The organism is Achromobacter deleyi (genome assembly GCF_902859705.1).
In the GTDB taxonomy this organism is placed as follows: domain Bacteria; phylum Pseudomonadota; class Gammaproteobacteria; order Burkholderiales; family Burkholderiaceae_B; genus Achromobacter; species Achromobacter deleyi.
On record NZ_CADIJO010000003.1, the window covers coordinates 332,487 to 355,437 of the forward strand.

Sequence of the window (22,951 nt, forward strand, 5' to 3'; positions counted from 1 at the left end):
GCGGCGCAGACCCCGTTTTGCCCAGCCAAAGAGAATAACGATGAGAAAGCTGATCTGCCGTTCGTTTGCAGGCGCCGCATTGCTGGTCGCCTTGCTGGCCGCACCGGCCTATCCACAGACCTCGCCAGCAGAACCCGACCACACGCCGGTTTTCGTGCGGGATTCGCACCTGGACCTGCTGCTGCGCAATCTCTACTGGAACCACGACCGCAAGCATGGGCTGCCCGACAACCGCGAGTGGGGGCAGGCCTTGCGCCTGGCGTTCCAGTCCGGCTATACGCCCGGTGTGGTGGGGCTGGGGGTGGATCTGAATGCCTACGGCGTCGTGCGGCTGGGTGGCGACAGCCAATATCTTGGACGGGCGGGCGTGCTGGTGCCGGACGGCAAGGGCGGCGTGCACGATGAATCCAGCACGGCCGAAGGGGCGCTCAAGCTGAAGGGGTTTGCCAGCGAGCTGCGCTACGGCAACAACCTGCGCCCCTACAACCCGGTATTCGCGCCAGCCGACACGCGTCTGTTGCCCTCGTCTGCCACCGGGCTGTGGCTGACCAGCCAGCCTCGCTCGGACACCTTCCTGGAAGCAGGCCGCATGACCAAAGCCCGCGACTTCAACCAGGTCAGCCACGACGGCCGCTTCTATGCGTCCTACTCCGGCGTCAGCACCGACCAGGTGGTGTTCCTGGGCGGCCGCCACGAGCTGGACCCTGCCACCCGCCTCAGTGCCTATGGCAGCGAATTCCGGGACATCTGGAAGCAGCTCTACCTATCGGCAGGCCACACCTGGAAGCTGCCCCGCGACAACGCCTTGAACCTGGCCTGTCCGCCTACCGGTCGGTCGATGCCGGCGCCAAGCGCGCGGGCGACATCGACGTGACCGCCTGGGGGCTGGCGCTGTCCTACACAGCCGGCGCCCATACCTTCAAGATCGCGCGCCAGCAGGTGCATGGCGACCAGCCGCTGGATTACCTGGGCATGGGGCCAGGCACTTATCACGACTCGATATTCCTGCCCAATTCATCGCAGCTTGCCGACTTCAATGGCCCGCATGAGAAATCGTGGGGATTCTTCTACGCGCTGGACCTGGGCAAGCTCGACGCCCTGCAAGTGCCCGGCGCCAGCGTGCAGCTGCGCTACGTGCGCGGTTCGGGCGCCGATGGCAGCCATCTCGACCGTACCAGCCCCTACGCCTACTACGCCAGCGGTGAAAAGCACTGGGAAAGCGACGTGGACCTGCGCTACTTGGTGCAATCGGGCAGCGCACGCAATCTGGCCATACGGCTGCGCTACGCCGTGCATCGCATGACGCAGGGCACGTCAGGCGCCTCATCCAATCAATTTCGCCTGATTTTCGAATACCCGCTGCCGATATTCTGACTGCGCGGCATCGCGGCCGATGGCACGCCAAATACCACGTTTGAAGCGCTTGAAAAGGCGCTACTGCATTGCATTTTCACTGTCAATAGAAGAGGCTGCATTATGGGACGCTCGGCTATACTGACCGCTGGTCGGGGACAGCAGAGTCATGACGGAAAACAGCTTTTCACTACACCTCAAAGAATTACTGGAACACCGCAAACTCTCCTTGCAGTCCGTGGCCAACGCCTTGGACGTCTCCCGCACGGCCGTGCATAAATGGACCCGCGGCGGCGAAATCGATTACGGCAATCTGCGCAAGCTGGCGCAACTGCTGGACGTCAACTGGATCTGGCTGCGCTACGGCGAAGACGCGCTGCGCGATGTGCAGCAGACCGAAGTCGTCGAACTGCCCATGACAGAAGTGCGCCGTCGCTACACGGCCGAAATCATGGAAAACGAAGCCCGCATGAAACTGGCGCAGGAAAACGCCCGTATCGTCACGTGGGAATGGAATTGGCTGACGGACGCGGTGTCGTATTCCGCGAACGTGAAAGACGTGTACGGCTGGCCGGTGCGCCGCAACGAAGACTTCTGGATTCACGTAGTGCCGGAAGACGTCGAAGCGCTGCAACGCATCTATCGCCAATGCATGGAAGACGGCAGCAGCTACGAATACGATTTCCGGATCATTCAAAGCGATGGCTCGGTGCGCTGGATCACCTCGCGCGGCGCCTCGCTGCGCGATAGTGCCGGCCGGCTGGTCAAGATGATCGGCATCAGCATGGAAAGCACCGACCGCAAGCTGGCGGAAGAAAAACTGCGTCGCAGCGAAGAGCGCTTTCGCACCTTCTTCGAGCAGGCCGGCGTACCGATGGCCTGGCTGGACCTGGACGGCGGCTGGCGGCGGGTCAACCCGCCCTTGTGCGCCCTGCTGGGCTATGACCCGGCGGAACTTGCCGGGCAGACTTTCCAGGCCCTCACCCACCCCGACGACCTGCCCGCCAACCTGCAGACCCTGTCGCGCCTGCTCAAGGGCGAGATTTCCGAAAGCGTCATGGAAAAGCGGCTGCGCCGCAAGGACGGCAGCTATACCTGGGTGCGCGTGCACGCGGCGCTGCAACGCGACCAGGCCGATGACGCACAAGGACGTATCCTGTGCGTCTACAGCGATGTCAGCGACTACCGCCAGCAAGTGGACGCGTTGCAGCAGCGCATCCACGAACTGGAACAGCAGGCAGACAGCGACAAGAAGCGCCGCTGACACTGCGCCAAAGCGCCTTCGGACCGGCCCTCGCGTCGGCCCCAAGGCCACCCCCTTTCATTTATTCAGGGACGCATTAAATCCGGCGTCCCGCCCGACGACCCGCTAAAATAACGGCCCCCCGCCCTGCCGCGCTAAAATTGCGCAGTATTTGATCACTGGCGCCGGCTAGCGCCCACCGAGGTATTCCATGTCTTCCCCCAAAGTCGGCTTTGTCAGCCTGGGCTGTCCTAAAGCCCTGGTCGACTCCGAACGCATCCTGACCCAACTGCGCACCGAAGGGTACGAAGTCACGCCCGAGTACAACGACGCCGACGTCGTCGTGGTCAACACCTGTGGCTTCATCGACAGCGCCAAGGCCGAATCGCTCGAAGCCATTGGCGAAGCGCTGGCCGAGAACGGCAAGGTCATCGTCACCGGCTGCATGGGCGTCGAGGAATCGGTGATCCGCAAGGTGCACCCCAGCGTGCTGTCCGTGACCGGACCGCAGCAGTACGAAGAAGTGGTGCGGGCCGTGCACGATGCCGCCCCGCCCAAGAAAGACCACAACCCCTACCTGGACCTGGTGCCGCCGCAGGGCGTCAAGCTCACGCCGCGCCACTACGCCTACCTGAAGATATCCGAAGGCTGCAATCACCGCTGCAGCTTCTGCATCATCCCGTCGATGCGCGGCGACCTGGTCAGCCGGCCCGTGGGCGACGTGCTCAGCGAAGCCGAGCGCCTGGTCAAGGCCGGCGTGAAGGAACTGCTGGTGATCTCGCAGGACACCAGCGCCTACGGCGTGGACGTGAAGTTCCGCAGCGGCTTCTGGAACGGCCGGCCCGTACGTACCCGCATGACCGAGCTCTGTATGGCCTTGTCCGACATGGGCGTCTGGACGCGCCTGCACTACGTGTATCCGTACCCGCACGTGGACGAAGTGATTCCGCTGATGGCCGAGGGCAAGATCCTGCCCTACCTGGACATTCCGTTCCAGCACGCCAGCCCGCGCATCCTGAAGGCCATGAAGCGCCCGGCCTTTGAAGACAAGACGCTTGCCCGCATCAAGAAGTGGCGCGAGATCTGTCCGGACCTGACCATCCGTTCGACCTTCATCGTCGGCTTTCCCGGCGAAACCGAGGAAGACTTCCAGTACCTGCTGGACTGGATGCAAGAGGCCCAGCTCGACCGCGTCGGCTGTTTCCAGTATTCGCCGGTGGAAGGCGCGCCCGCGAACCTGCTGGACAACCCGGTGCCCGACGACGTCAAGCAGGACCGCTGGGAACGCTTCATGGAACTGCAGCAGTCCATCTCGACCGCGCGCCTGGCCCGTAAGGTCGGCCGCGAGATCGACGTGCTGATCGACGAAGTGGACGAAGATGGCGCCGTGGGCCGCAGCAGCGCCGACGCGCCGGAAATCGACGGCTGCGTCTACGTCAGCTCGGACCGCGTGCTCAAGCCCGGTGATCTGGTGCGCGCCCGCGTCACCGACTCGGACGAGTACGACCTCTGGGCCGATACGATCTGAGGCAAGACCCTGCCGGCGGCCCTGGCCGCCGGCCGCTGGCCGCTCATGCTTCCAGCAGCTTCAAGCCCGCCACCCCGCCCACGATCAGCGCAATGCATGCCAGGCGCGCGGCAGACGGCGAATCGCCGAACAGCACGATCCCCAACACCGTGATGCCGACCGAGCCGATGCCGGTCCAGACTGCATAGGCCGTGCCCGCGGGCAGGTTCCGCATCGCCAGCGTCAACAGGAAGATGCTGCCCAAGGCCGCGGCAATGCCGATGGCGCTGGGCCAGAACCTCGTCCACCCGTCCGCATACTTCAACGCCAGCGCCATCACGATTTCCACCGCGCTCGCGGCCAGCAAGATCCACCAGGCCATCGCGGCCTCCCAAGAATCAACCAGCGGCCAGATTAGGACCTATAGTTACCCAGGCACAAGTACGCACCTTTTGGTAACTACAGGAAGGCTTCCATGGCACCCCCCTCGCATCGCGCACCGGCAGACGTCTTTGACGCCGCCTGCCCCTCGCGCCGCGCGCTTGAATTGATTTCCGGAAAGTGGGTGCCGCTGATCCTGCCGGCGCTGGCGCAAGGCCCGCTGCGCAATGGCGAACTGCTGCGCAGGCTGGACGGCATCTCGCAGAAGATCATGACGCAGACGCTGCGCGAGCTGGAGCGCCACGGGCTGGTGCGGCGCGAAGACCTGCACACGGTGCCGCCGCACGTGCGCTACCACCTGACGGAACTGGGCCGGTCGTTGAACGTGGCACTGGTGGCGCTGGACCGCTGGGCCGAGCAGCATCATGCGCAGCTGGACGCGGCAGCGCGCCGCCACGACGCGGCACACCCGCCACACTGAAGGGCAGCGATGCCCTGAAACGTCAACGGCGAACAACCCCGTCGGGATGCCCGCCGCGCGAACGCCAGGCGGTACCGCCCGGCGCATCCTGCCCCGCGACTAGTGCTTGGCCAGGAAATCCGACATATCGTCGGCGTGCTCTTCCTCGACCGCCAGGATCTCTTCGAGCAAGCGGCGCGTGGTCGAATCCTGTTCGCCGATGTACTCGATCATCTTGCGATAGCTGTCGATGGCGATGCGTTCGGCGATCAGGTTTTCCTTGATCATCTCTTCGAGCGTCTTGCCTTCGACGTACTCCGAGTGGCTGCGATCAAGCAGGCCCTTGGGCGACAGGTTGGGCTCGCCGCCCAGCTGCACGATGCGTTCGGCCAGCTTGTCGGCGTGGTCTTGTTCCTGGGTGGCGTGTTCGGCGAATTCGGCGGCCACCGGCTCGGCATTGAGGCCGCGGGCCATGAAGAAGTGGCGCTTGTAGCGCAGCACACAGACGATTTCGGTGGCCAGCGCTTCGTTCAGCAGCTTGAGCACTTGCTCGCGGTCGGCGCGGTAGGTATCGGTGACCGCGCCAGACTCGATGTCCTGGCGCGCCTTGGCGCGGATCGCCTTCACATCCATCTCGAAGGGGCGGTGTGCAGCTTCGCGGTTGCGGGTCGTGTTTTCCATATCGTTAGCTCCTTTTGAGTGGGTCATACGACGCTGGACTTCCAGTCGTTCCGAACGATCCAGTCTACCTACCGCTCGAAAAGATGCTGTGTCCAAACATTGCCCACGGCCCCGTTTGCAGGCCTCGCTTCCCCGGTAAAAACCGCTGGCGACGCTTCTCGTAAACTATCGGCTTCCCGTAAGACCCGTGACGCAATCTGTAACGGGCTAGGCTATAAATAGCGTCATATGACACTGAAGAACATCTGCGTGTATTGCGGCTCCAACCCCGGCGCCCGCCCCGAGTACCTGGAACAGGCCCGTGTGCTGGCCCGAGAGCTGGTCAAGCGCGACCTGGGCCTGGTGTATGGCGGTTCGGTGGTCGGCATCATGGGCGTGATCGCCAACGAAGTGCTGGCCGGCGGCGGCCGCGTGATCGGGGTCATTCCCGAACTGCTGCAAAAGAAAGAGCAGGCGCACCGCGGCCTGACCGAATTGCACCTGGTGCAGAGCATGCACGAGCGCAAGGCCATGATGATGGAAAAGGCCGATGGCTTCATCGCGCTGCCCGGCGGCGCCGGCACGCTGGAAGAATTCTTCGAAGTCTGGACCTGGGCCCAGCTGAACATGCACCAGAAGCCCTGCGGGCTGCTGAACATTGCCGGCTACTACGACGCCCTGATGCAGTTCGTCGATCACGCAGTCGACGAAGCCTTCATGCGCCCCCAGCACCGCGACATGCTGGTGGTCGAAAGCGACCCCGCCACGCTGCTGGACCGCTACGCGATCTACGAACCGCCCAACGTCTCGAAGTGGTTCGAGCCGGTCAAGGCCTGACGCCCCCCTCAACCCCGCCCCAAGGAACGCCCCCGCAATGTCCACCGGCCCGTTGTCTTTCGCCTGCACCGAGTCTGTATTGCGTGACTACTTCCACGCCAAGGACGAAAACCGCCCGCACTACATGGCGCGCGCCTTCGCCCCACAGGCGGTGCTGAAGATGGCCCTGCGCACACAGGCCATCGCCTTTCCCCCTGAATCGCACGGCTTGGCCGCCATCACCGACACGCTGGTGCGCAAGTTCGGCCAGACCTACGACAACGTCTACACCTTCTACCTGGCCCGGCCCGAGGCCGGCGCGTGCCTGCCGGAATACCGTTGCGACTGGATTGTCGGCATGACGGAAAAGGCCACCGGCAATGTGCGCGTGGGCTGTGGCCGGTACGACTGGGGCTTCCAGCCGGACCCTTATCGTGCCAACCGCCTGACCATCACCATCGAGACCATGGTGACGCTGCCGCCCGGCGATGCCGAGGCGGTATTCGGCTGGCTGCTGGCGCTGGAGTATCCCTGGACCAACGCGCAGCGCGTGGTGGCCGGCGCCCCGCCGCTTGAAGACCTGGCCCCCGTGGTGCAGTATCTGCTTCACCCCATGTAGACCGGCAACGGATTGCTTACTTGAAATACGACATCGCAGCTTTTGATTTTGACGGAACCTTGGCAGACACCATGCCCTGGTTCAATTCCATCCTGAACACGGTCGCGGACAAGTACGGCTTTCGCAAGATCGACGCGGCCGAACGCGACCAGCTGCGTCACCGCGAAGCCTCGGAAATCCTGAAATTCCTGGGCATCCCGCTGTGGAAGCTGCCCGCGATCATGGCGCACGTGCGCACGCTCATGCAGGAAATCGACCCCAGCGTTCACCTGTTCGACGGCATTCCCGATGCCCTGGCGCGCCTGAAGGCCGCCGGCATGCGGTTGGCGGTGGTCAGCTCGAATTCACTCGAGAACGTGCAGCGCGTGCTGGGCCCCGATACCGTCGCCCTGTTCGACGACTACGAATGCGGCACGGACCTGTTCGGCAAGCCGGCCAAGATCGACCGGCTGCTCAAGCGCCACGACACCGCGCCCGAACGCTTCCTGCTGGTAGGCGACGAAATGCGTGACATCGATGCCGCGCGCAAGGCCGGCGTACGGGTGGCGTCGGTGGCCTGGGGCTACAACCACGTCGATGCGCTGCGCGAACGCGGCCCCGACGAATTGTTCCTGCGCGTCGCCGACCTGCCTGCGCTGGCAGACTGACGCGCCCGTCGCCAAGGGAAAACCGCATGGCACGCAATGTGGAAATCAAGGCCCGCATCTCCAGCGTCGACGCCGTCGAACCGCTGGCGGCGGCGCTGTCCGGCAAGCCGCCTGTCACCATCGTGCAGGATGACACGTTCTTTGCCTGCCCCAACGGCCGGCTCAAGCTGCGCGTCTTTGCCGACGGCACCGGCGAGCTGATCTTCTATCGCCGCGCAGACGCCACCGGGCCGAAAGAAAGCTTCTACGTCATTTCACCGACCTCATCGCCGGACACCCTGCGCGAGACCCTGACGCTGGCCTATGGCCTTGCGGGCCGCGTACGCAAGACACGCCTGCTGCATATGACAGGCCGCACCCGCATCCATCTGGACCGGGTCGAAGGGCTGGGGGATTTCCTGGAACTGGAAGTGGTGCTGCGCGACGGCGAAAGCGTCGAGGCCGGCATGGCCGAAGCCCACGAGCTGCTGGCCAGCCTGCAGGTCAAGCCCGAACAGTTGCTGTCGGGTGCGTATCTGGATCTATTGGCCACGCAGGGCTGAAACCCTACCCGCTGGAGAGCCGGCGAGCGGCGCCTGGAGCGCCAGGGCCGCCACAAGCAGCGTCAGGCCGGCTGCCAGCCCCGCACGAACACGTCCACGGGCTGGCGCTTGCCACCCGCCTTCTGCAATTCCAGCAAGCGCAGTACGCCGTCGCCGGTCGCGATATCGATGCCCTGGGCATCCGCGCGCAGCACGCTGCCAGGCGCGGCCGCGGCGGCCTGGTCCAGCGCCTGGGCGCGCCACACCTTCACCGGGTCGTCCAGGCCGGGCAAGCGGATGCTGGCGCCAGGCACGGGATTGAACGCACGCACGCGGCGCGCCAACAAAGCGGCAGACTGGCTGCAATCGAGCGCCGCCTCGGCCTTGTCCAGCTTGGCGGCGTAGGTCACGCCGTCCTCGGGCTGGCGAACCGGCGTCAGGCCGCCTTGTTCCAGCGCGGCCAGCGTGGCGACGATGGCCTCGCCGCCGGCCACGGCCAAGGCATCGTGCAATTGCGCTGCCGTGGTGTCGTCATGAATGGGCACCACGCGTTCCAGCAGCATGTCACCTGTATCCAGGCCCGCATCCATCTGCATGATGGTGACGCCGGTACGGGCATCGCCCGCCTCGATGGCGCGCTGGATGGGCGCGGCGCCGCGCCAGCGCGGCAACAGGCTGGCGTGGATGTTCAGGCAGCCCAGGCGCGGCAGGTCCAGCACCCATTGCGGCAGGATCAGGCCGTACGCCGCCACCACCATGACGTCGGGCGCCACGCGCTCGAGCAGTTCGCGAGCCTGGGCGGCCTCGTCGGGATAGCGGCCGTCCAGACGCAGGCTGCGCGGCTGGGCGACTTCAATGCCGGCATCCAGCGCGGCCTGCTTGACCGGGCTGGGCGTGAGCTTGAGCCCCCGCCCCGCGGGACGGTCAGGCTGCGTCATGACCAGGGGAATATCGTGGCCCGCCGCCCGCAAGGCGTCGAAGGCGATACGGGCGAATTCCGGCGTGCCGGCGAAAACTAGGCGCATGGGGGTCTGACCAGAAGAAAGGAAACGGGCATCAGGCGCGCAGCGCTTCGCGCTCGGCCTTTTTCAGCTTGGTCTTGATGCGGTTCTGCTTCAGCGAAGACAGGTACTCGACGAACACCTTGCCTTCAAGGTGATCCAGTTCGTGCTGCACGCACACCGCCAGGAGGCCGTCTGCGTCGAATTCGAAAGGCTTGCCGTCGATATCCAGCGCCTTGCAGCGAATGCGCGAGGCGCGCTCGACTTCATCGTACACGCCGGGCACGGACAGGCAGCCTTCTTCGTAGATCTTGTGGTCGTCGCTGTGCCAGGTGATCTCGGGGTTGATCAGCACCAGCAGCTGGTTGCCTTCTTCAGACACGTCGATGACGACCACGCGCTCGTGCACGTCGACCTGGGTTGCGGCCAGGCCCACGCCCGGCGCGTCGTACATGGTGTCGGCCATGTCGCGCACCAGTTGGCGGATGCGGTCATCGACCTCGGCGACCGGCTTGGCCACTTTGTGCAAGCGCGGATCCGGGTAGCGAAGAATAGGAAGTAAAGCCATTGAAAGGGGTCGTCAGTAATAAGTGCCTGGATAAGAGTTTAATTCATTAGAGTCTTGATTTCTAATAGTTTTCGGCTAAACGGAAGATTGCACGGATCAACCTGCCCCCGTTTTCGGGCACCGATCCGGGACGAATCGATCCGCCCCTATCCTGGCCTGTGCCGTGGCCGTGCGACACTCTCGGACGACCGGCGCCGCGCGCCCCTCCCCTGCCCACCGTCCCTGCCGGCCCGCCGGCGCTCGTTTTCATGCCGCTGACCCACACTGTTGCCGAATTGTCCGCCTGGCTGCGCCTGTCCCTGGAACCCGGGGTCGGCTCCGCCACAGCCTGTACCTTGCTGGGTGCGCTGGGCCTGCCGGAACAGATCTACGCGCAGCGGGCCAGCGCCCTGATGCGCCAGGTGCCCGACGCGCTGGCGCGCCAGCTGGCCGCCCCCATGCCCGCCGACATGGCCGCGCAGGTCGACAGCGCCCTGCAATGGGTCGACACCCCCGGTCACCACATCCTGACCCTGGCCGACCCCGCCTATCCGCAAAGCCTGCTCACCATCGCCGACCCGCCCATCCTGCTCTACGTGACCGGCGATCCGGCCTATCTGCAAGGACAGGCGCTGGCCGTGGTGGGCGCGCGCAACGCCACGCCGGGCGGCCAGGAAAATGCCCGCGCCTTCGCTCGCCACCTGGCGGGCAGCGGCTGGCGGGTCATCAGCGGGCTGGCATTGGGCATCGACGCGGCGGCTCACGAAGGCGCGCTGGATGCCGGCCCGGGCGGCGCAGGCACGGTCGCAGTGATGGGCACCGGCATCGACCGCATCTATCCCGCCAAGCACCGCGACCTGGCGCACCGCATTGCCGCCCACGGCGCGCTGGTGTCCGAACTGCCGCTGGGCACGGGCGCCCTGCCGCAGCACTTTCCCAAGCGCAACCGCATCGTGGCGGGGTTGGCGCGCGGCGTGCTGGTGGTCGAGGCCGCCAAGCAAAGCGGGTCCCTCATCACCGCGCGACTGGCCGGCGAAAGCGGGCGCGAGGTCTTCGCCATTCCGGGTTCCATCCATTCGCCGCTGTCGCGGGGCTGCCATGCCCTGATCCGCCAGGGCGCCAAGCTGGTGGAGACCGCCGCCGACATCACCGACGAACTGGGCGGCGGCCCCACACCCGGCACCGCCCGCACCAAGGCGCCGGCGCCCGCCGCCTTGCCCGACCACCCCGTGCTCGATGCCCTGGGGTTCGACCCCCTGCACCTGGATGCCATCCAGGCGCGCTGCGGCCTGGATACGGCCACGCTGCAGGCGCAATTGCTGGAACTGGAACTGGCCGCCCGCGTGGCGCGCCTGGACGATGGCCGCTTCCAGCGCCTGAAATAGGCGTTGGCGCTAATATTGACGATGGCGCCGTCGAGTTGCCGCGGCCGCCGCCCGATACCGATACAGGAAGAGACATGGCTTTGCCCTCCCGCGTCAAGATCGTCGAGGTTTCCCCCCGCGACGGCCTGCAGAATGAAAAAGAATTCGTGTCCACCGACATCAAGGTGGAACTGGTCAACCGCCTGGCCGCGGCCGGCTTTCCCAATGTCGAGGCGGCCTCGTTCGTGTCGCCCAAATGGGTGCCGCAAATGGCCGACGGCGCCGACGTCATGGCGCGCATCGAGCGCCGCCCCGGCACGATCTATTCGGTGCTGACGCCCAACATGAAGGGCTTCGAAGGCGCGCTGGCCGCCGGCGCAGACGAGATCGTCATTTTCGGTGCGGCGAGCGAAGCCTTCTCGCAAAAGAACATCAATTGCTCCATCGCCGAATCCATCGCGCGCTTCGAGCCCGTGGTGCAGGCCGCCCGCGAAGCCGGCATCCGCGTGCGCGGCAGCATCAGTTGCGCGCTGGGCTGTCCCTACCAGGGCGAAGTGCCGATCGACGCGGTGGTCGACGTGGCCCAGCGCTACCTGGCCATGCAGGTCGATGAAATCGACGTCGCCGACACCATCGGCGTGGGCACGCCGCAACGTGTGCGCGATGTGATGGCGGCGGTCACCCGCGTGGTGGACCCGGCGCGCGTGTCGGGCCATTTCCACGACACCTACGGCCAGGCATTGGCCAACATCCTGGCATCGCTGGAAACCGGCATCTCGATCTTCCACGCGTCGGTGGCGGGCCTGGGCGGCTGCCCCTATGCCAAGGGCGCCACCGGCAACGTGGCCACCGAAGACGTGCTGTACATGCTGCGCGGCCTGGATATCGACACGGGCGTGGACTTCGACGCCGTGGTCGACATCGGCCAATGGATGTCGGCCAACCTGAACCGCAAGGGCTCCAGCCGGGCCGGCAACGCCATTGCCGCCAAGCGGGCCGCCTGACGCGAAACCTCGTAGAATGGCTGCGCGCGTTTCGCGTGAGCGCCAGGACCGCCTGGCGCGCATCTTCTCGCAACGCTATCGGAATTCCGCAGCCGCATGACGTCCCCCGTCTCCGCCCCTCCGCCCGAGGAACTTGCCGCCCTGCTGCGCGCCATCGGCCCCCTGCCCCTGTCGGGACAGGCATGGCCGGACTGGGTCCGCATCCTGACCTGGGTCATCCTGGCCGTGCTGGGCGTGCAGGTCGTCACGACCGCCATCCGCGCCCCCGCGCAGCCATTCGACGCTGCGCTGGCCGTGGGCGTGGGACTGTGCTTCATCGGCCTGTTGTTCATCTCCTGGCACATGCAGACATCCATCACCACCATCGACGAACATGGCCTGCGCCAAAGCTGGTTCGCGCGCCGCGAGGTCGCCTGGGAAGACGTGCGCGGCGCGCGGTTCGTGCCGATGCTGTTTTCCAAGCGGCTGGTGGTGTTCACGCATAGCGGACGGCCCGTGATCTTCCAGGGCGGCACACGCGAACTGCGCAACGCATTCACCAAGATTGCCGAACTGTACCGGCGCAGTTGAGCCGCAAGCCCTCGCGACGGCAGAGGCCCGTCGCGCCCCTACCCAGGAGCCCTGACGCATGACGGAGCTGGCCTATGCCTATCTTGCCCCCTCCGAATTCGCCCAACGGCAGGGCCAGGCCGACCTGAGCCTGGCCACCAGCGGCGGGCTTGCCCCGTCGGGCGCGGTGGCGCATCCCTTTTTCTTTTCCGGATTCGTGGCCCAGCCCGCCGTGGTGGCGCAAGCGCTGCTGATGCAGGCACGGGTGGCGCGCACGCGCTTCTATGTGCCGCCGAACACGCTGGCGGCGGTGCTGCGGGCGGCAGACCCGGTCGTGACGTCCACGCCCGAGGGCCTGCGCTTCGAGTCCTTCAGTGTGTGCTGCGGCGTGTACGCGCGCCTGGACGTGGACGCGGCGGCGCTGGACGCCACGCACTCGGCGCCGGGCGTCACCAACGTAGACGTGAATCCCCCGCTGCGCCAGGCGCTGGCCGGGCTGCGCGCGTCCGAACCCCTGCACCTGAACGTGGGCAACGATGCGCTGCGGGTGGCGACGCCAGCGGGCGAGATCGTCGAAGAGCAAGTCCCGCTGCCCACGCGCTGGCTCAAGGGGTTTGCCGAAACGCAGATGCTGTCGGCGGGCATGACGGCGCGTCACGAGCTCACCGGCGCCGCACTGCGCCAGTTCGTGCAGGCGCTGCCGCGCTCATCGGCGACCAAGACGGTGATGTGGGCAACCCAGGCCGCCCGTTCGCTGCGGCTGGCCACGCAGGCGACGCCCGGCGCGGTGTGCGTGGCGGGCCCAGAGCGGCTGCGGGTGCTGGAGCCACTGCTGCGCTACGCCACGGCGCTGCGCGCCTACGGGGCGGATGTAGCGGCGGGTGGCCAACCCCAGGCCAGCGCCTGGGTGCTGGAACTGCCCGGCGCACGGATCACGTTGGGGCTGAGCCCGGAGAAATCTCGCGGCTTCTCGGGCGAGGGTTCGGTACTGCATCTGATCGCGGGCGGCGATGCGAACGAGGACGCGGCATTCGTCTCGACGCTGCTGGCCTTCGAACCCCGCATCGATATTGCCCAATTGGCCGCGCGGGCCCTGCTGCCGCAGGCACAGATCGCGTCTGCGCTGGGCGTGCTGGCGTCGTCCGGCCAGGTGGGCTTCGATCTGGCGGCGGGCGCGTATTTCCATCGTCCGCTGCCGGTGCAGGCGGGCCTGCTCGACACGCTGCATCCGCGGCTGGCCGATGCGCGCAAGCTGTTGACGGACGGCGCGGTACTGCCCGAGGGCGAGGGGCGGTATACGGTGCAGTCGGGGCCGCAGCGCTACCGCGTGGCGCTGGGCGTCGAACCGTCGCACGATCGCTGCACCTGCCCGTGGAACGCCAAATACCAAGGCGCGCGCGGCCCCTGCAAGCACACACTGGCTGTGCGCATGTTTCTCGATCCGCTGAACGCGCCTGGAGCCGACGCATGACCCTGAGCCTGACCGAACGCCGCGCGGCGCTGCGCGAGGCCGCTGGCGGCGACGCGACGGACGTCACCGCCATTGCCCGCGCGCTGGCCGGCGCGAACGAAGAAGACCGCGCCGCGCTGGCCAAGACCTTGCCGCCATCGCGCCTGTTCAGCGCAGAGGGGCCAACGCCCAGGGCATGTTTCGTGTTGACCGCGCTGGGCAAGCCCAAGCTCGTGGCCGAGACCCTGGCGCCTGCGGATATGACGCGCAAGCAAGACTATGCCGCACGCCATACCGTGATGGCGCCAGCCGTCATCGCGGCAGCGAGCGAACGGGACGCATCCTGGCGGGCCGCATTCGTCGAGCTGTTTGCGGAACAGTCCTGGTGGGCCGAACCTCTGGTCTGGCCCGTATGCCACGCGCTGGTTCGGCTGGATGACGAGGCGCCGCTGTCCCAGGCCTATCTTCGGTGCTTCGTGCAGCAGGTCAGCGCCATCGGTGCGGATGGGCAACGGGACGAAGACCATGGCAAGCTCATGGCCGCGCATCTGCAGGCGCACCCCGATTGGGTCGAACGCGAGTTCTGGGCCTTGTTCCGCGTCGATGGCATGGGCGCCGATTACCAGCTCATCGAGCGCACCGGCCTTGCCTGGGACGCCGCCATCCTGACGCTATGCCAGGCCAGCCCGGTGTTCCGGGAACGCCTGCTGGCCGAGTCATTGGACGCCTTGCTGCGAGACTTCTCGGCGAAAGTCATTGCCTGGTACTTGCGCGTGCATCGCTTGGCCGATCCGACCGCGCACGAAGTCGCGGCCAGGCAACACACGTATTTCTCGGTGCTCGCCACGGCGCCCAGCACGGCGGTAGGCCTGGCCCAGGACATGCTCAAGCGCGCCGCCGCACAACTGGACGTGGACGCGATGATCGAGGCCGCGCCCGCCGTCCTGACCCGTACGGAGAAGAAGCTGGTCAAGGCCCAGCTCGCGCTGCTTGCCGCGCTCAAGACGGATGCCGGGCAAAGTGATCGCATCTCGCAGATGCTCGGCGAAGCGCTGGAAGGCATGCCGTTGGACCTGGCGCCGCTGGCGCGCAAGCTCATGGTTGCGACAGACGAGATGCAACCCGCCGATGCAGAGGGCGAGGCTCGCACGAAAGAGGACGACGTCAGCCGCACAATCACGATACCGGCACCGCGCAGCACGTCGCTGCCGGACCTTCCCGAGCCTGCGCCCGACATCAGCAACGACGAGGCACTGCACGCCTTGATCGGGGCGCAGTTCGAGGGCGTCGGACACGGCGCCGAGTTACCGCGCCTCTTCGACTACCTGGCCCGCCGTCCGCAGATTGCGCTGCCTGAGGCGCTGCAACACCGCGCCGCCGAAATCATCGCGTCGGTGTGGGATGAACACAATGCCTCGCCGCGGCGCCTTCTGGCCGCCGCGCTGCTGGGCCGGGACGACGTCAGTTTCAATGGCTATGCCCGGTATGTCGTGGCCAGCGCAGGCAAGCCGGACCCCGTGGGCGTGGTATTGCAGGAAAACACCTTCACCAGCAGCGGCTACGACGTCGAGACCGGAGATTGGACGGTCAACGAAACCTGGACCTCGCGCTCGGGCTACCAATACCTTCCGACGCATTCGCCGCTGGCCCTGCTGGCGGGGGCTTTCCACGACCTGCGGTCGAGTCGGGCACGGGGTGAACCCTTCGTAGCCCCGGCGCCCGTGCCGGCGCATCGCTTCGCCTGGCAGCGAATGGTTGCCACGCCGGGCGAAGGCACGTTCTCGCGCGACCTGGAGGTGTTGGGAGAGGGCCCCAAGCCGTTCTGGATGCCGACGGACACCGCCGCAGTGACCCACGCGTCCGCCTCGCCGGCCCTGGATGTCGCCGACGTAGCGGCCGAATTCACCTTCCGCGTCCAGGAGGCCCGGCAGCAGGACGGCTACGACCAGGTCGTGCAATGGACGGCCTGGCTGCTGCGGTTCAACCCCGACACGCTGGCCGCGCATTTCCATCCGATGCTGTGCGCGGCGGTGCAGGTCATCAACGTGCGCGGCCTTGCACCGTTGCTGACGGCGCTGGGCGCGTCCCGGCAGGTGCCCGGTACGCCCGTGTACTCGGCCTTGGCCCTGGCGGCATCGGCGAAGATGTCCGAGCAGCGCGCCCAGGCCGCCGAGGCAATCGCACGCCTGGCCGACGCCGGCCTGCTCGACCCCGCGCCGTTCGCCGAGCAGATCGCGGCGCATCTGGCGCAGGGCTTCGCCTTGGCCGGACGGCTCGCGCAGACGCTGGCCGACGCCGCGTCCATCAGCGCACTTGCCGGTTGCCGCGTACTGCAAACGCTGGCGGCGCTGCTGCCGCATCTGCTCGACGCCCAAGGCAAGCCGCTGGCCCAGGCGGTCAAGCTCATCGAACTTGCCGCCCGCCTGTCCAATGACTATGGCATGCCGGTGGCGCTGCCCGACGCGCTGGCCGCACGGCGCAACGGTGCGTCCGTGCTGGCAGTGACCTTGCGCAGCCTGGAAGCCGTCGCATCGCGGGCAACGCCGTTGGCCGAAACCGCCGCAGCCGCCGCGCGGCAGACTCAAGAGGGATGACCACACGCATGACGCCCTACAAGAACCTCTGGGACTACTACCGCGACACCGCGCGGCTGATTCAAGATGGCGCGACCCTGCGCACCCTGTACGACGCCCTGCTTCAGGTACAGTCGGACGATATGCGCACAGTGGACGCGTCGCCCAAGCGGCTGCGTGAAATGACGCAAAGCTGGTCCCAGCGCCCGAATTTCCTGCCGATCCGCCTGAACGAACTGTTCAACGGCCTGCAGGTCGACCCGACGGATGACTACGTGCTGGCCCTGGTCGGCGGGCTGGGCGGACGCCACGAACAGGAAGTGCGCCTGTTCATGCTGCGCCACGACCACGCGCTGCGGGACAACGTGTTCTGGCGCGTCTTCGAGGTGGAGGGCGGCGGCGAGATCTCGTTGGCGAACATCGACAAGTTCTCGCGCGAGGAATTCAACTGGCACAACACGGTCGTGCTGCTGGCCAACGAAGGCACGCTGGACCGGCGCCGGGTGCTGCGCAGTTGCCTTGAAGCGCTGAACCGGGATTTCTCCGCCTATCGCGCCGGCTGGTACTCGCGCGTCTATGCCACGCTGGCCCCCACGCCCGACGAGGTGGCAGCCGACCAGCAACTGCTGCGGCTGTGCCTGGGCTCGTCGATCACTGCCACCGTGTCGCTGGCAGTCAAGCAGTTCGAGACGCTGCACAAGCACGACCTGCTCGACGCCACGCCTTTCGTGGACGCTTGCGGCGGCGCATTCTCGGGGCCAAAGGCCGCGGCGCTGTCGGTGCTGCGCATTCTGGAAGCACTGGGCGCACAGGCACGGGTCGATTCGCAGGCCCTGGCGCAGGCGCTGGCCCTGGGTCTGGGGCATCCGCATGCCGACGTGCAACGGGCGGCGGTAAAGGCGCTGGTGAAGATGGGCCGGGTGGATCTGGCGCAACAGCAGCGCGACGCCCTGGCGCCAGCGGTGGCCGTCCTACTGCCGCAAGCCGAGGCTGCCGAGACCGAAGAACCGGTGGACAAAGGTCTTGCAGCAAGCGCCAGTGCCCCAGGCCTGTCGGGCACGCCATCCGATTTGCCATCACCCGCGCCCCTGAATCCCTGGACGGACGACGACGCCCAGGAACGCTATGCCGCGCTGCTGGAGGCGCCCGCCGACGCCCTGGAATTCGAGCTTGCACTGGCGTGGCTGGCAACGTCCCGGCAGGTGGCGGCGATGATCGCGCCCTTGGTCAAGCGCGCCCGCCGCCTGGCCGAGCGCGATAGACAGCACTACGCGGCCGCACTGCTGCTGGCGGCGCATGAACCTAAGGTCCCATTCCTGCCACTGCAGTATTGGCAGAACACCTCCACCAGCCTGGTCAACGGTGAGTGGGTGCAAGAACGCGAGGGCAAACGCCAGGCGCTGCCGAGCGCCGAGCAATCCACCCTGCTGCCCAGCTTCATCACCCGCCTGCGCGAGGTGGCCGCGATCGTGCAGGGCCAGGCGTCGCGCCGCCCGCTGCTCGCCACGCCCACCGACACGCAGGGTTGGGTCGATGCCGACGCCCTGCTGGCCCGCTTCGAGGCGGGCCGGGAAAGCGGCGCCCCGCTGCCGGTGGATCTCACCCAGGCATTGCTGCGCGTGCATCCCGAGCATCGGGCCCGGGCGGTCGAGGCGACCGGTGGCGCGTGGCCGCAGATCACCGACACCGTGCAGATCGAATGGCGCAGCCGCGGATCGAGCACCTTGAAGGCCGACGGCTCGCCGCAGTGGGTGTGGTGGAGTCCCGTGATCCATGCCGCGCCCGACGAAGCGCCTTCGGCCACGCAACCGGCGCTGATTGCGTCGGGTCCGCTGCAATACAACGACTGGGGCGACGCCCACGCGCTGGTCTGCGCCGAACTCGGCCTGGCCAACCCCGCGTCGACCTTGCCGCTGGCCGCAGCCAGCATGGCGATCATGAACACGGCGGCAGGCGACGAGGCCGAGCATCGCGCCCCCACCGTGCTGCGCGTTCTTGCCGGGCATCCGGGCGCGTGGCACGCGGAAACCGTCCAGCTGCTTGCCCTGGGCATGGCGGCCAAGCAGGCCGAGGTACGCGCGCAGGCCGTGGAAGCGTTTGCCGCCGCGATTCCGCACCGCGTGGATGCAACCGCTGCGGCGCAGGCCTACGCCGCCTGCGTGCCCGCGATCGTCCTGACCCGCTGGGCAACGTCCTTCACGGACGCGGCGACAATGGCGCCTGCGGCCGTCATCGCCGTGCTGGGCGGTCTGCTGCCACGCCTGGACCCCAAGACGCGCGGTATTGGCTCCCTGCTTACCGTGCTGCTGGATGAGTCGCTGCGCCACGCGCACCCCGTCCAGGCCGCAGACTTGCGCGGCTGGCTGGCGGGCTTTACTGGCACGTCCGCCGCCGCCAAAGCCGCCAAGGCGCTGCTGGCGTTGTAAATCGATTAAGGAAACTTGCATGACCCAGACCGCCGAACAGTTTCACCAACGCATGTGGGAAATCCTGGAGCCCGTGGACACCCAGTTCTTCGAGGTCGTCGCCGCGCCCGCCCCCGACGCAGAAGCGATCGGGGCGCTTGAAGCCGCGTTGGGCTTTGCGCTGCCGGCAGCGTTTGCCGCCTTCTGCCAGCGCACCAACGGCTTGTGCGTGATGGCGCGCGAAGCTGTCTGGCCACACGCGAAAGAGTTCGAGGTCGGCCCCGCGTGGACGTTCTGGCGCGGCCTGGTGCTGTTGGGCATCGACACCCCGGACTTGCCCGAATGGGCCAGCATCTCGGCGCAGCAGCGCCGGCTGGCTGAGGCCGGTCTGCCCGGCATCCTGCCCCTGCTGAAAATCGTGGGCGATGGCGGCCGGATCTGGGGCGTGGATCAGACAGGGACCGTGGTGGTGATCGATGACTTGACCGATCCGCAGCCGCTGGACGGCGACTTTACCGACCTCTACGCCGAGCAGATTGCCGACCTGATGCAGCGCCAGCAGGACATGGCGCAGCGGCTGGCCGAACGCGCAACGCGCAAGCCAGGCAAGCTGCCAGGGTAAAACGCAGCCGCACGCTGGCCGATCCCTGACGTCATCCATCACATCCAGACACCCAAGACAGGCAATGATCCGTTTACCGCTCAAGACCGCCACCCTGATCGCAGGCATCGCGATGACGCTGGCCTGCCAGGGGCAAGCGCCCGCGCAGGCACCCGCATCGGAATCCCCCCCATCGCAGCCGCCCGTCGTCGGCGCCTGGCGCAAGGTGTCCGATGCCCAGCTCAATCAGCAATACCGCTACTCGATGCTGCCCGCTGTGGCGGCTGCGGGCAGCCGATGGGCCGCCTACGACCCCAAGGCCGGCAAGACCGTGTGCTGCCTGGTCGTGGTCGGGCCTGAGATCAGCGAGGCCGAGCTGGACACCACCTACAACATTCCGGGCCCGTGGATCACCGATCTGGTGAACGGCTGGAACCTGGACGCCGCGCCATATCGGCCACACGTGCAGTTGCTGCGCGCGGAAGGCGCACTGGTCGATCACGAATTCTCGGAGATGGCCGACGAACTGGGCGGCCTGCTGCTGCCCGCCCAGGCCCAGGCCGTCGCGCCGAATACGCTGCAGCTGGACGGCAAGCGTTACACCGTAGAGCGCAAGGAAGAGCCGCTTGCCAGCGACGACGGCGTGGTGCACACCTACGCCCTGCGGCCCGCCCAGGGCGGCAAGCCCTTGGCGGTCGAGGTTCCCTACGGGATTTACTAGATCAGCGGATCGGCAGCGCGTACATCAGGCCGCCCTGCGTCCATTGCGCATTCAGGCCGCGCTTGATCTTGAGCGGGCTGCCCTGGCCGACGTTGCGCTCGAAGCTTTCGCCGTAATTGCCCACCTGCTTGACGATATTGTAGGCCCACTTTTCGTCCAGCCCCAGGTTGGCGCCGCCGCCGGGCGTGACGCCCAGGATGCGCTTGATGTTGGGGTTGGCGCTCTTGGCCTGTTCGTCGACGTTCTTGGACGTGACGCCGTATTCCTCGGCTTCGATCATGGCCGACAACGACCAGCGCACAATGTTCAGCCAGGCGTCGTCGCCCTGGCGCACGAACGGGCCCAGCGGCTCTTTCGAGATGATCTCGGGCAGCACGACGTAATCGTCAGGATTCTGCAGCTTGGAAATGCGGATGGAAGCCAGGCCCGAGGCGTCGGTGGAGAACACGTCGCAACGACCGGCCGCGAACGCGTTGACCACTTCGTTGAAGGTCTCGATCACGACCGGTTTGTACGTCACGTTGTTGGCGCGCGCCCAGTCAGCCAGCGTGTTTTCGTTGGACGTGCCGGTTTGCAGGCAGATCGTGGCGCCGTTGATTTCCTTGGCGCTCTTGACGCCCAGCGACTTGGGCACCAGGAAGCCCTGGCCGTCATAGAAATTGATGCCGGCATGGATGATGCCCAGCGCGGTGTCGCGCTGCTGCGTCACGGTGGTGTTGCGCGTCAGGACGTCGACTTCGCCGGACTGCAGCGCGGTGAAACGCTGCTGCGAATTGAGCGGCACCACCTTGATTTTGTCGGCGTCGCCGAACACGGCCGCGGCGATCGCCCGGCACAGGTCTACGTCCAGCCCTTGCCACTTGCCTTGCGCGTCGGGTGCGGAAAAGCCCGCAAAACCCGTGGTGGTGCCGCAGGCCACCGCCCCGCGCTGGCGCACGACGTCCAGCGTCGCCGCCTGTGCACCCTGTACCGCTGCCAACAGCAGCGCCGCGCCCACCAACCCTTTAGCAATATTCATGACCTGGATTCCTGTTGTACCGGGACGCGCCAGCGCCCTGTTGTAGCGGGGCGCGCATGCGCGCCAAGGCGAGAAGCTTATAGACATGAAGCGCCCGCGCCAAATAACAAGCGCTTATTTAGGTATATCAGGCTGCCAGCGAGATGGATACGGGTTGATTGGCCTCGCAGGCGTCCAGCGCACGGCTCAGGCGTTGCATGCCCAGCGCGATCTGGCTTTCGTTCATGGTGGCGAACGACATGCGCATGGCATGCACGTCGGCCTGCGCCGCATCGGCGTAGAACGCCTTGCCGGGCACATAGACCACTTCGTGTTCGATCGCATAGGGCAACAGGCGGGTGGCGTCGACCTCGCCGGTCAGGCGGGCCCAGAAGAACATGCCGCCCTCGGGCTTGCGAAAGACGATGCGGCCGTTCAATTCACGCGTGAGCGCGTCGGCCATGGCATCGCAGCGCTGGCCGTAGGCCGCGCGGATGCGCGGCACGTGCTCTTCGTAGCGGCCGTTGGCCAGGTACTGGGCCACGACTTCCTGGATCCAGGCGGACGAAGCCATGTCGTCGGCAGCCTTGGCGCCGACGCAGCGGCGGCGGATTTCGGGCGGAGCCACCAGCCAGCCGATACGCAGGGCCGGCGCCATGGTCTTGGACATGCTGGCCAGGTACACGGCCCAGTGACGGGCCTCGCCTTCGGCCAGCGCCATGATGGGCGGCACGGCTTCGCCGGCAAAGCGCAGTTCGCTGTAGGGGTCGTCTTCGACGATCAGGAAGCGGTGCTTGACCGCCAGCTCCAGCAAGCGCAGGCGGCGCTGACGCGAGATGGTGGCGCCGCAGGGGTTCGAGAACGACGCCACCACGCAGACCATCTTGGGCTTGATGCGCGCGGCCAGTTCGTCGAGCGCGTCGATGTCGATGCCGTCGGGGCCCGACGGCACCGTGTGCACCGTGGCGCCGGTATAGCGCAGCGCCTGCACGGAATTGGGGAAGGCGGGCGATTCGATGATGGCGTGGTCGCCGGGTTGCAGCATCACGCGGGTCAACAGCGCCATGGCTTGCTGCGAGCCGCCGGTGACGGCCAGTTCGGTATCCGGGTTGCAATGCAGGCCGCGCACCGCCGACAGGCGCGCCAGCTCATTGCGCAGGCTGGCCTGGCCGTCGATGTTGGAGTACTGCAGGCAGGCGCCCAGGCGCGCCATGACCTGGGTGGAGGCGATCGACAGGCCATCCACGTCGAACAGTTCCTGGGCGGGATAGCCGCCCGCCAGCGAAATCGTGCCCGGACGCATCGCGTACGGCATGAGCGAGCGGATCGGGGACGCGGGGGGATTCAGGAAAGGCGTGGCGAAAGCGTAGTCGGGCGCGACACTGGACATGGCGGAGGGGATAAGGAAAAGGGATGGACCGCGCAGCCCTTCAAGACCACGCCGGGGTTTTAAAACATTGAAATCTAAACAAATATCCACAAATTCTAAGCCTGCCGATCAAACAGGGTCAACGAAGATACGGTCCTAGAAG

General features: G+C 66.6%; 21 protein-coding genes and 1 pseudogene. 16 read left to right on the forward strand and 6 right to left on the reverse strand.

From position 1 onward, the window contains the following. Positions 1-40: 40 nt before the first annotated feature. The 3 genes and pseudogenes from HV798_RS31650 to rimO all read left to right on the forward strand — a co-directional run bounded on the left by HV798_RS31650 (position 41) and on the right by rimO (position 4,124). Positions 41-1,374: pseudogene (locus HV798_RS31650) on the forward strand (OprD family outer membrane porin). Between the two features lie 148 nt (positions 1,375-1,522). Then, the gene (locus tag HV798_RS06540; protein ID WP_175191571.1) at positions 1,523-2,617 is read left to right on the forward strand and encodes a helix-turn-helix domain-containing protein; all 1,095 of its coding nucleotides are present in this window, start codon (positions 1,523-1,525) and stop codon (positions 2,615-2,617) included. A gap of 190 nt (positions 2,618-2,807) precedes the next feature. Next, a complete protein-coding gene (rimO, locus tag HV798_RS06545) occupies positions 2,808-4,124 on the forward strand; it encodes a 30S ribosomal protein S12 methylthiotransferase RimO (protein ID WP_175191570.1) in 1,317 nt (438 codons plus the stop codon). 43 nt (positions 4,125-4,167) lie between these two features. On the opposite strand, the gene HV798_RS06550 is transcribed toward rimO, so the two are convergent. Further along, a complete protein-coding gene (locus HV798_RS06550; protein ID WP_175191569.1) occupies positions 4,168-4,485 on the reverse strand; it encodes a DMT family transporter in 318 nt (105 codons plus the stop codon). A gap of 93 nt (positions 4,486-4,578) precedes the next feature. Here HV798_RS06550 and HV798_RS06555 point away from each other — a divergent pair, with 93 nt between their 5' ends. Beyond that, complete coding sequence (locus tag HV798_RS06555) at positions 4,579-4,965, forward strand: winged helix-turn-helix transcriptional regulator (protein WP_175191568.1); 387 nt, start codon at positions 4,579-4,581, stop codon at positions 4,963-4,965. Positions 4,966-5,064: 99 nt separating this feature from the next. On the opposite strand, the gene HV798_RS06560 is transcribed toward HV798_RS06555, so the two are convergent. Then, a complete protein-coding gene (locus HV798_RS06560) occupies positions 5,065-5,625 on the reverse strand; it encodes a ferritin-like domain-containing protein (protein ID WP_425486124.1) in 561 nt (186 codons plus the stop codon). Between the two features lie 228 nt (positions 5,626-5,853). On the opposite strand from HV798_RS06560, the gene HV798_RS06565 reads away from it, so the two are divergent. The 4 genes from HV798_RS06565 to HV798_RS06580 are packed head-to-tail and all read left to right on the forward strand — an operon-like array spanning position 5,854 to position 8,228. Continuing rightward, the gene (locus HV798_RS06565) at positions 5,854-6,441 is read left to right on the forward strand and encodes an LOG family protein (protein WP_175191566.1); all 588 of its coding nucleotides are present in this window, start codon (positions 5,854-5,856) and stop codon (positions 6,439-6,441) included. Positions 6,442-6,478: 37 nt separating this feature from the next. After that, on the forward strand, positions 6,479-7,039 hold the full coding sequence (locus HV798_RS06570) for a hypothetical protein (RefSeq protein WP_175191565.1): 561 nt from the start codon (positions 6,479-6,481) through the stop codon (positions 7,037-7,039). Positions 7,040-7,059: 20 nt separating this feature from the next. Beyond that, complete coding sequence (locus HV798_RS06575) at positions 7,060-7,686, forward strand: HAD-IA family hydrolase (RefSeq protein WP_025141065.1); 627 nt, start codon at positions 7,060-7,062, stop codon at positions 7,684-7,686. Positions 7,687-7,712: 26 nt separating this feature from the next. After that, the gene (locus tag HV798_RS06580; RefSeq protein ID WP_025141064.1) at positions 7,713-8,228 is read left to right on the forward strand and encodes a class IV adenylate cyclase; all 516 of its coding nucleotides are present in this window, start codon (positions 7,713-7,715) and stop codon (positions 8,226-8,228) included. A 62-nt stretch (positions 8,229-8,290) separates the two neighbouring features. On the opposite strand, the gene fmt is transcribed toward HV798_RS06580, so the two are convergent. After that, positions 8,291-9,232 (reverse strand): methionyl-tRNA formyltransferase, encoded by a 942-nt coding sequence (gene fmt, locus HV798_RS06585; RefSeq protein ID WP_175191564.1) that lies wholly within the window; start codon positions 9,230-9,232, stop codon positions 8,291-8,293. Between the two features lie 31 nt (positions 9,233-9,263). Beyond that, positions 9,264-9,776, reverse strand: coding sequence for a peptide deformylase (gene def / locus HV798_RS06590; protein WP_025141062.1), 513 nt, complete (start codon positions 9,774-9,776; stop codon positions 9,264-9,266). Between the two features lie 248 nt (positions 9,777-10,024). On the opposite strand from def, the gene dprA reads away from it, so the two are divergent. The 8 genes from dprA (at position 10,025) to HV798_RS06630 (ending at position 20,422) form a co-directional block, all read left to right on the forward strand. Further along, on the forward strand, positions 10,025-11,140 hold the full coding sequence (gene dprA, locus HV798_RS06595) for a DNA-processing protein DprA (RefSeq protein WP_175191563.1): 1,116 nt from the start codon (positions 10,025-10,027) through the stop codon (positions 11,138-11,140). 74 nt (positions 11,141-11,214) lie between these two features. After that, the gene (locus HV798_RS06600) at positions 11,215-12,123 is read left to right on the forward strand and encodes a hydroxymethylglutaryl-CoA lyase (protein ID WP_025141060.1); all 909 of its coding nucleotides are present in this window, start codon (positions 11,215-11,217) and stop codon (positions 12,121-12,123) included. Positions 12,124-12,219: 96 nt separating this feature from the next. Beyond that, entirely contained in the window at positions 12,220-12,693 is a 474-nt protein-coding gene (locus HV798_RS06605; protein WP_175191562.1) for a PH domain-containing protein, read from the forward strand. 58 nt (positions 12,694-12,751) lie between these two features. Then, positions 12,752-14,143 (forward strand): SWIM zinc finger family protein, encoded by a 1,392-nt coding sequence (locus HV798_RS06610; protein WP_175191561.1) that lies wholly within the window; start codon positions 12,752-12,754, stop codon positions 14,141-14,143. After that, positions 14,140-16,716 carry a DUF6493 family protein gene (locus tag HV798_RS06615; protein ID WP_175191560.1) on the forward strand — a complete coding sequence of 859 codons (2,577 nt, stop codon included), beginning with the start codon at positions 14,140-14,142 and terminating at the stop codon, positions 16,714-16,716. Before HV798_RS06610 ends, HV798_RS06615 begins: the two co-directional genes overlap by 4 nt. After that, positions 16,713-19,121 carry a DUF6493 family protein gene (locus tag HV798_RS06620; protein ID WP_175191559.1) on the forward strand — a complete coding sequence of 803 codons (2,409 nt, stop codon included), beginning with the start codon at positions 16,713-16,715 and terminating at the stop codon, positions 19,119-19,121. The genes HV798_RS06615 and HV798_RS06620 overlap by 4 nt, the downstream gene beginning before the upstream one ends. 19 nt (positions 19,122-19,140) lie before the next feature. Further along, the gene (locus HV798_RS06625; protein WP_175191558.1) at positions 19,141-19,722 is read left to right on the forward strand and encodes an SMI1/KNR4 family protein; all 582 of its coding nucleotides are present in this window, start codon (positions 19,141-19,143) and stop codon (positions 19,720-19,722) included. Positions 19,723-19,786: 64 nt separating this feature from the next. Beyond that, positions 19,787-20,422, forward strand: a complete 636-nt coding sequence (locus HV798_RS06630) for a hypothetical protein (RefSeq protein ID WP_175191557.1) — start codon at positions 19,787-19,789, stop codon at positions 20,420-20,422. Between the two features lies 1 nt (position 20,423). Here HV798_RS06630 and HV798_RS06635 read toward each other — a convergent pair whose 3' ends face one another. Further along, positions 20,424-21,440 carry an amino acid ABC transporter substrate-binding protein gene (locus HV798_RS06635; RefSeq protein WP_025141053.1) on the reverse strand — a complete coding sequence of 339 codons (1,017 nt, stop codon included), beginning with the start codon at positions 21,438-21,440 and terminating at the stop codon, positions 20,424-20,426. 127 nt (positions 21,441-21,567) lie between these two features. Further along, on the reverse strand, positions 21,568-22,809 hold the full coding sequence (locus HV798_RS06640; protein WP_025141052.1) for an aminotransferase-like domain-containing protein: 1,242 nt from the start codon (positions 22,807-22,809) through the stop codon (positions 21,568-21,570). Positions 22,810-22,951 lie beyond the last annotated feature (142 nt).

Coding starts and splice junctions, on each gene's coding strand:
- HV798_RS06565 (WP_175191566.1), top strand. CDS start 5,854: ATGACACTGAAGAACATCTGCGTGTATTGCGGCTCCAACCCCGGCGCC.
- HV798_RS06550 (WP_175191569.1), bottom strand. CDS start 4,485: ATGGCCTGGTGGATCTTGCTGGCCGCGAGCGCGGTGGAAATCGTGATG.
- rimO (WP_175191570.1), top strand. CDS start 2,808: ATGTCTTCCCCCAAAGTCGGCTTTGTCAGCCTGGGCTGTCCTAAAGCC.
- HV798_RS06605 (WP_175191562.1), top strand. CDS start 12,220: ATGACGTCCCCCGTCTCCGCCCCTCCGCCCGAGGAACTTGCCGCCCTG.
- HV798_RS06540 (WP_175191571.1), top strand. CDS start 1,523: ATGACGGAAAACAGCTTTTCACTACACCTCAAAGAATTACTGGAACAC.
- HV798_RS06560 (WP_425486124.1), bottom strand. CDS start 5,625: ATGGAAAACACGACCCGCAACCGCGAAGCTGCACACCGCCCCTTCGAG.
- HV798_RS06625 (WP_175191558.1), top strand. CDS start 19,141: ATGACCCAGACCGCCGAACAGTTTCACCAACGCATGTGGGAAATCCTG.
- dprA (WP_175191563.1), top strand. CDS start 10,025: ATGCCGCTGACCCACACTGTTGCCGAATTGTCCGCCTGGCTGCGCCTG.
- HV798_RS06620 (WP_175191559.1), top strand. CDS start 16,713: ATGACCACACGCATGACGCCCTACAAGAACCTCTGGGACTACTACCGC.
- HV798_RS06610 (WP_175191561.1), top strand. CDS start 12,752: ATGACGGAGCTGGCCTATGCCTATCTTGCCCCCTCCGAATTCGCCCAA.
- def (WP_025141062.1), bottom strand. CDS start 9,776: ATGGCTTTACTTCCTATTCTTCGCTACCCGGATCCGCGCTTGCACAAA.
- HV798_RS06570 (WP_175191565.1), top strand. CDS start 6,479: ATGTCCACCGGCCCGTTGTCTTTCGCCTGCACCGAGTCTGTATTGCGT.
- HV798_RS06555 (WP_175191568.1), top strand. CDS start 4,579: ATGGCACCCCCCTCGCATCGCGCACCGGCAGACGTCTTTGACGCCGCC.
- HV798_RS06580 (WP_025141064.1), top strand. CDS start 7,713: ATGGCACGCAATGTGGAAATCAAGGCCCGCATCTCCAGCGTCGACGCC.
- HV798_RS06615 (WP_175191560.1), top strand. CDS start 14,140: ATGACCCTGAGCCTGACCGAACGCCGCGCGGCGCTGCGCGAGGCCGCT.
- HV798_RS06640 (WP_025141052.1), bottom strand. CDS start 22,809: ATGTCCAGTGTCGCGCCCGACTACGCTTTCGCCACGCCTTTCCTGAAT.
- HV798_RS06630 (WP_175191557.1), top strand. CDS start 19,787: ATGATCCGTTTACCGCTCAAGACCGCCACCCTGATCGCAGGCATCGCG.
- HV798_RS06635 (WP_025141053.1), bottom strand. CDS start 21,440: ATGAATATTGCTAAAGGGTTGGTGGGCGCGGCGCTGCTGTTGGCAGCG.
- HV798_RS06600 (WP_025141060.1), top strand. CDS start 11,215: ATGGCTTTGCCCTCCCGCGTCAAGATCGTCGAGGTTTCCCCCCGCGAC.
- fmt (WP_175191564.1), bottom strand. CDS start 9,232: ATGCGCCTAGTTTTCGCCGGCACGCCGGAATTCGCCCGTATCGCCTTC.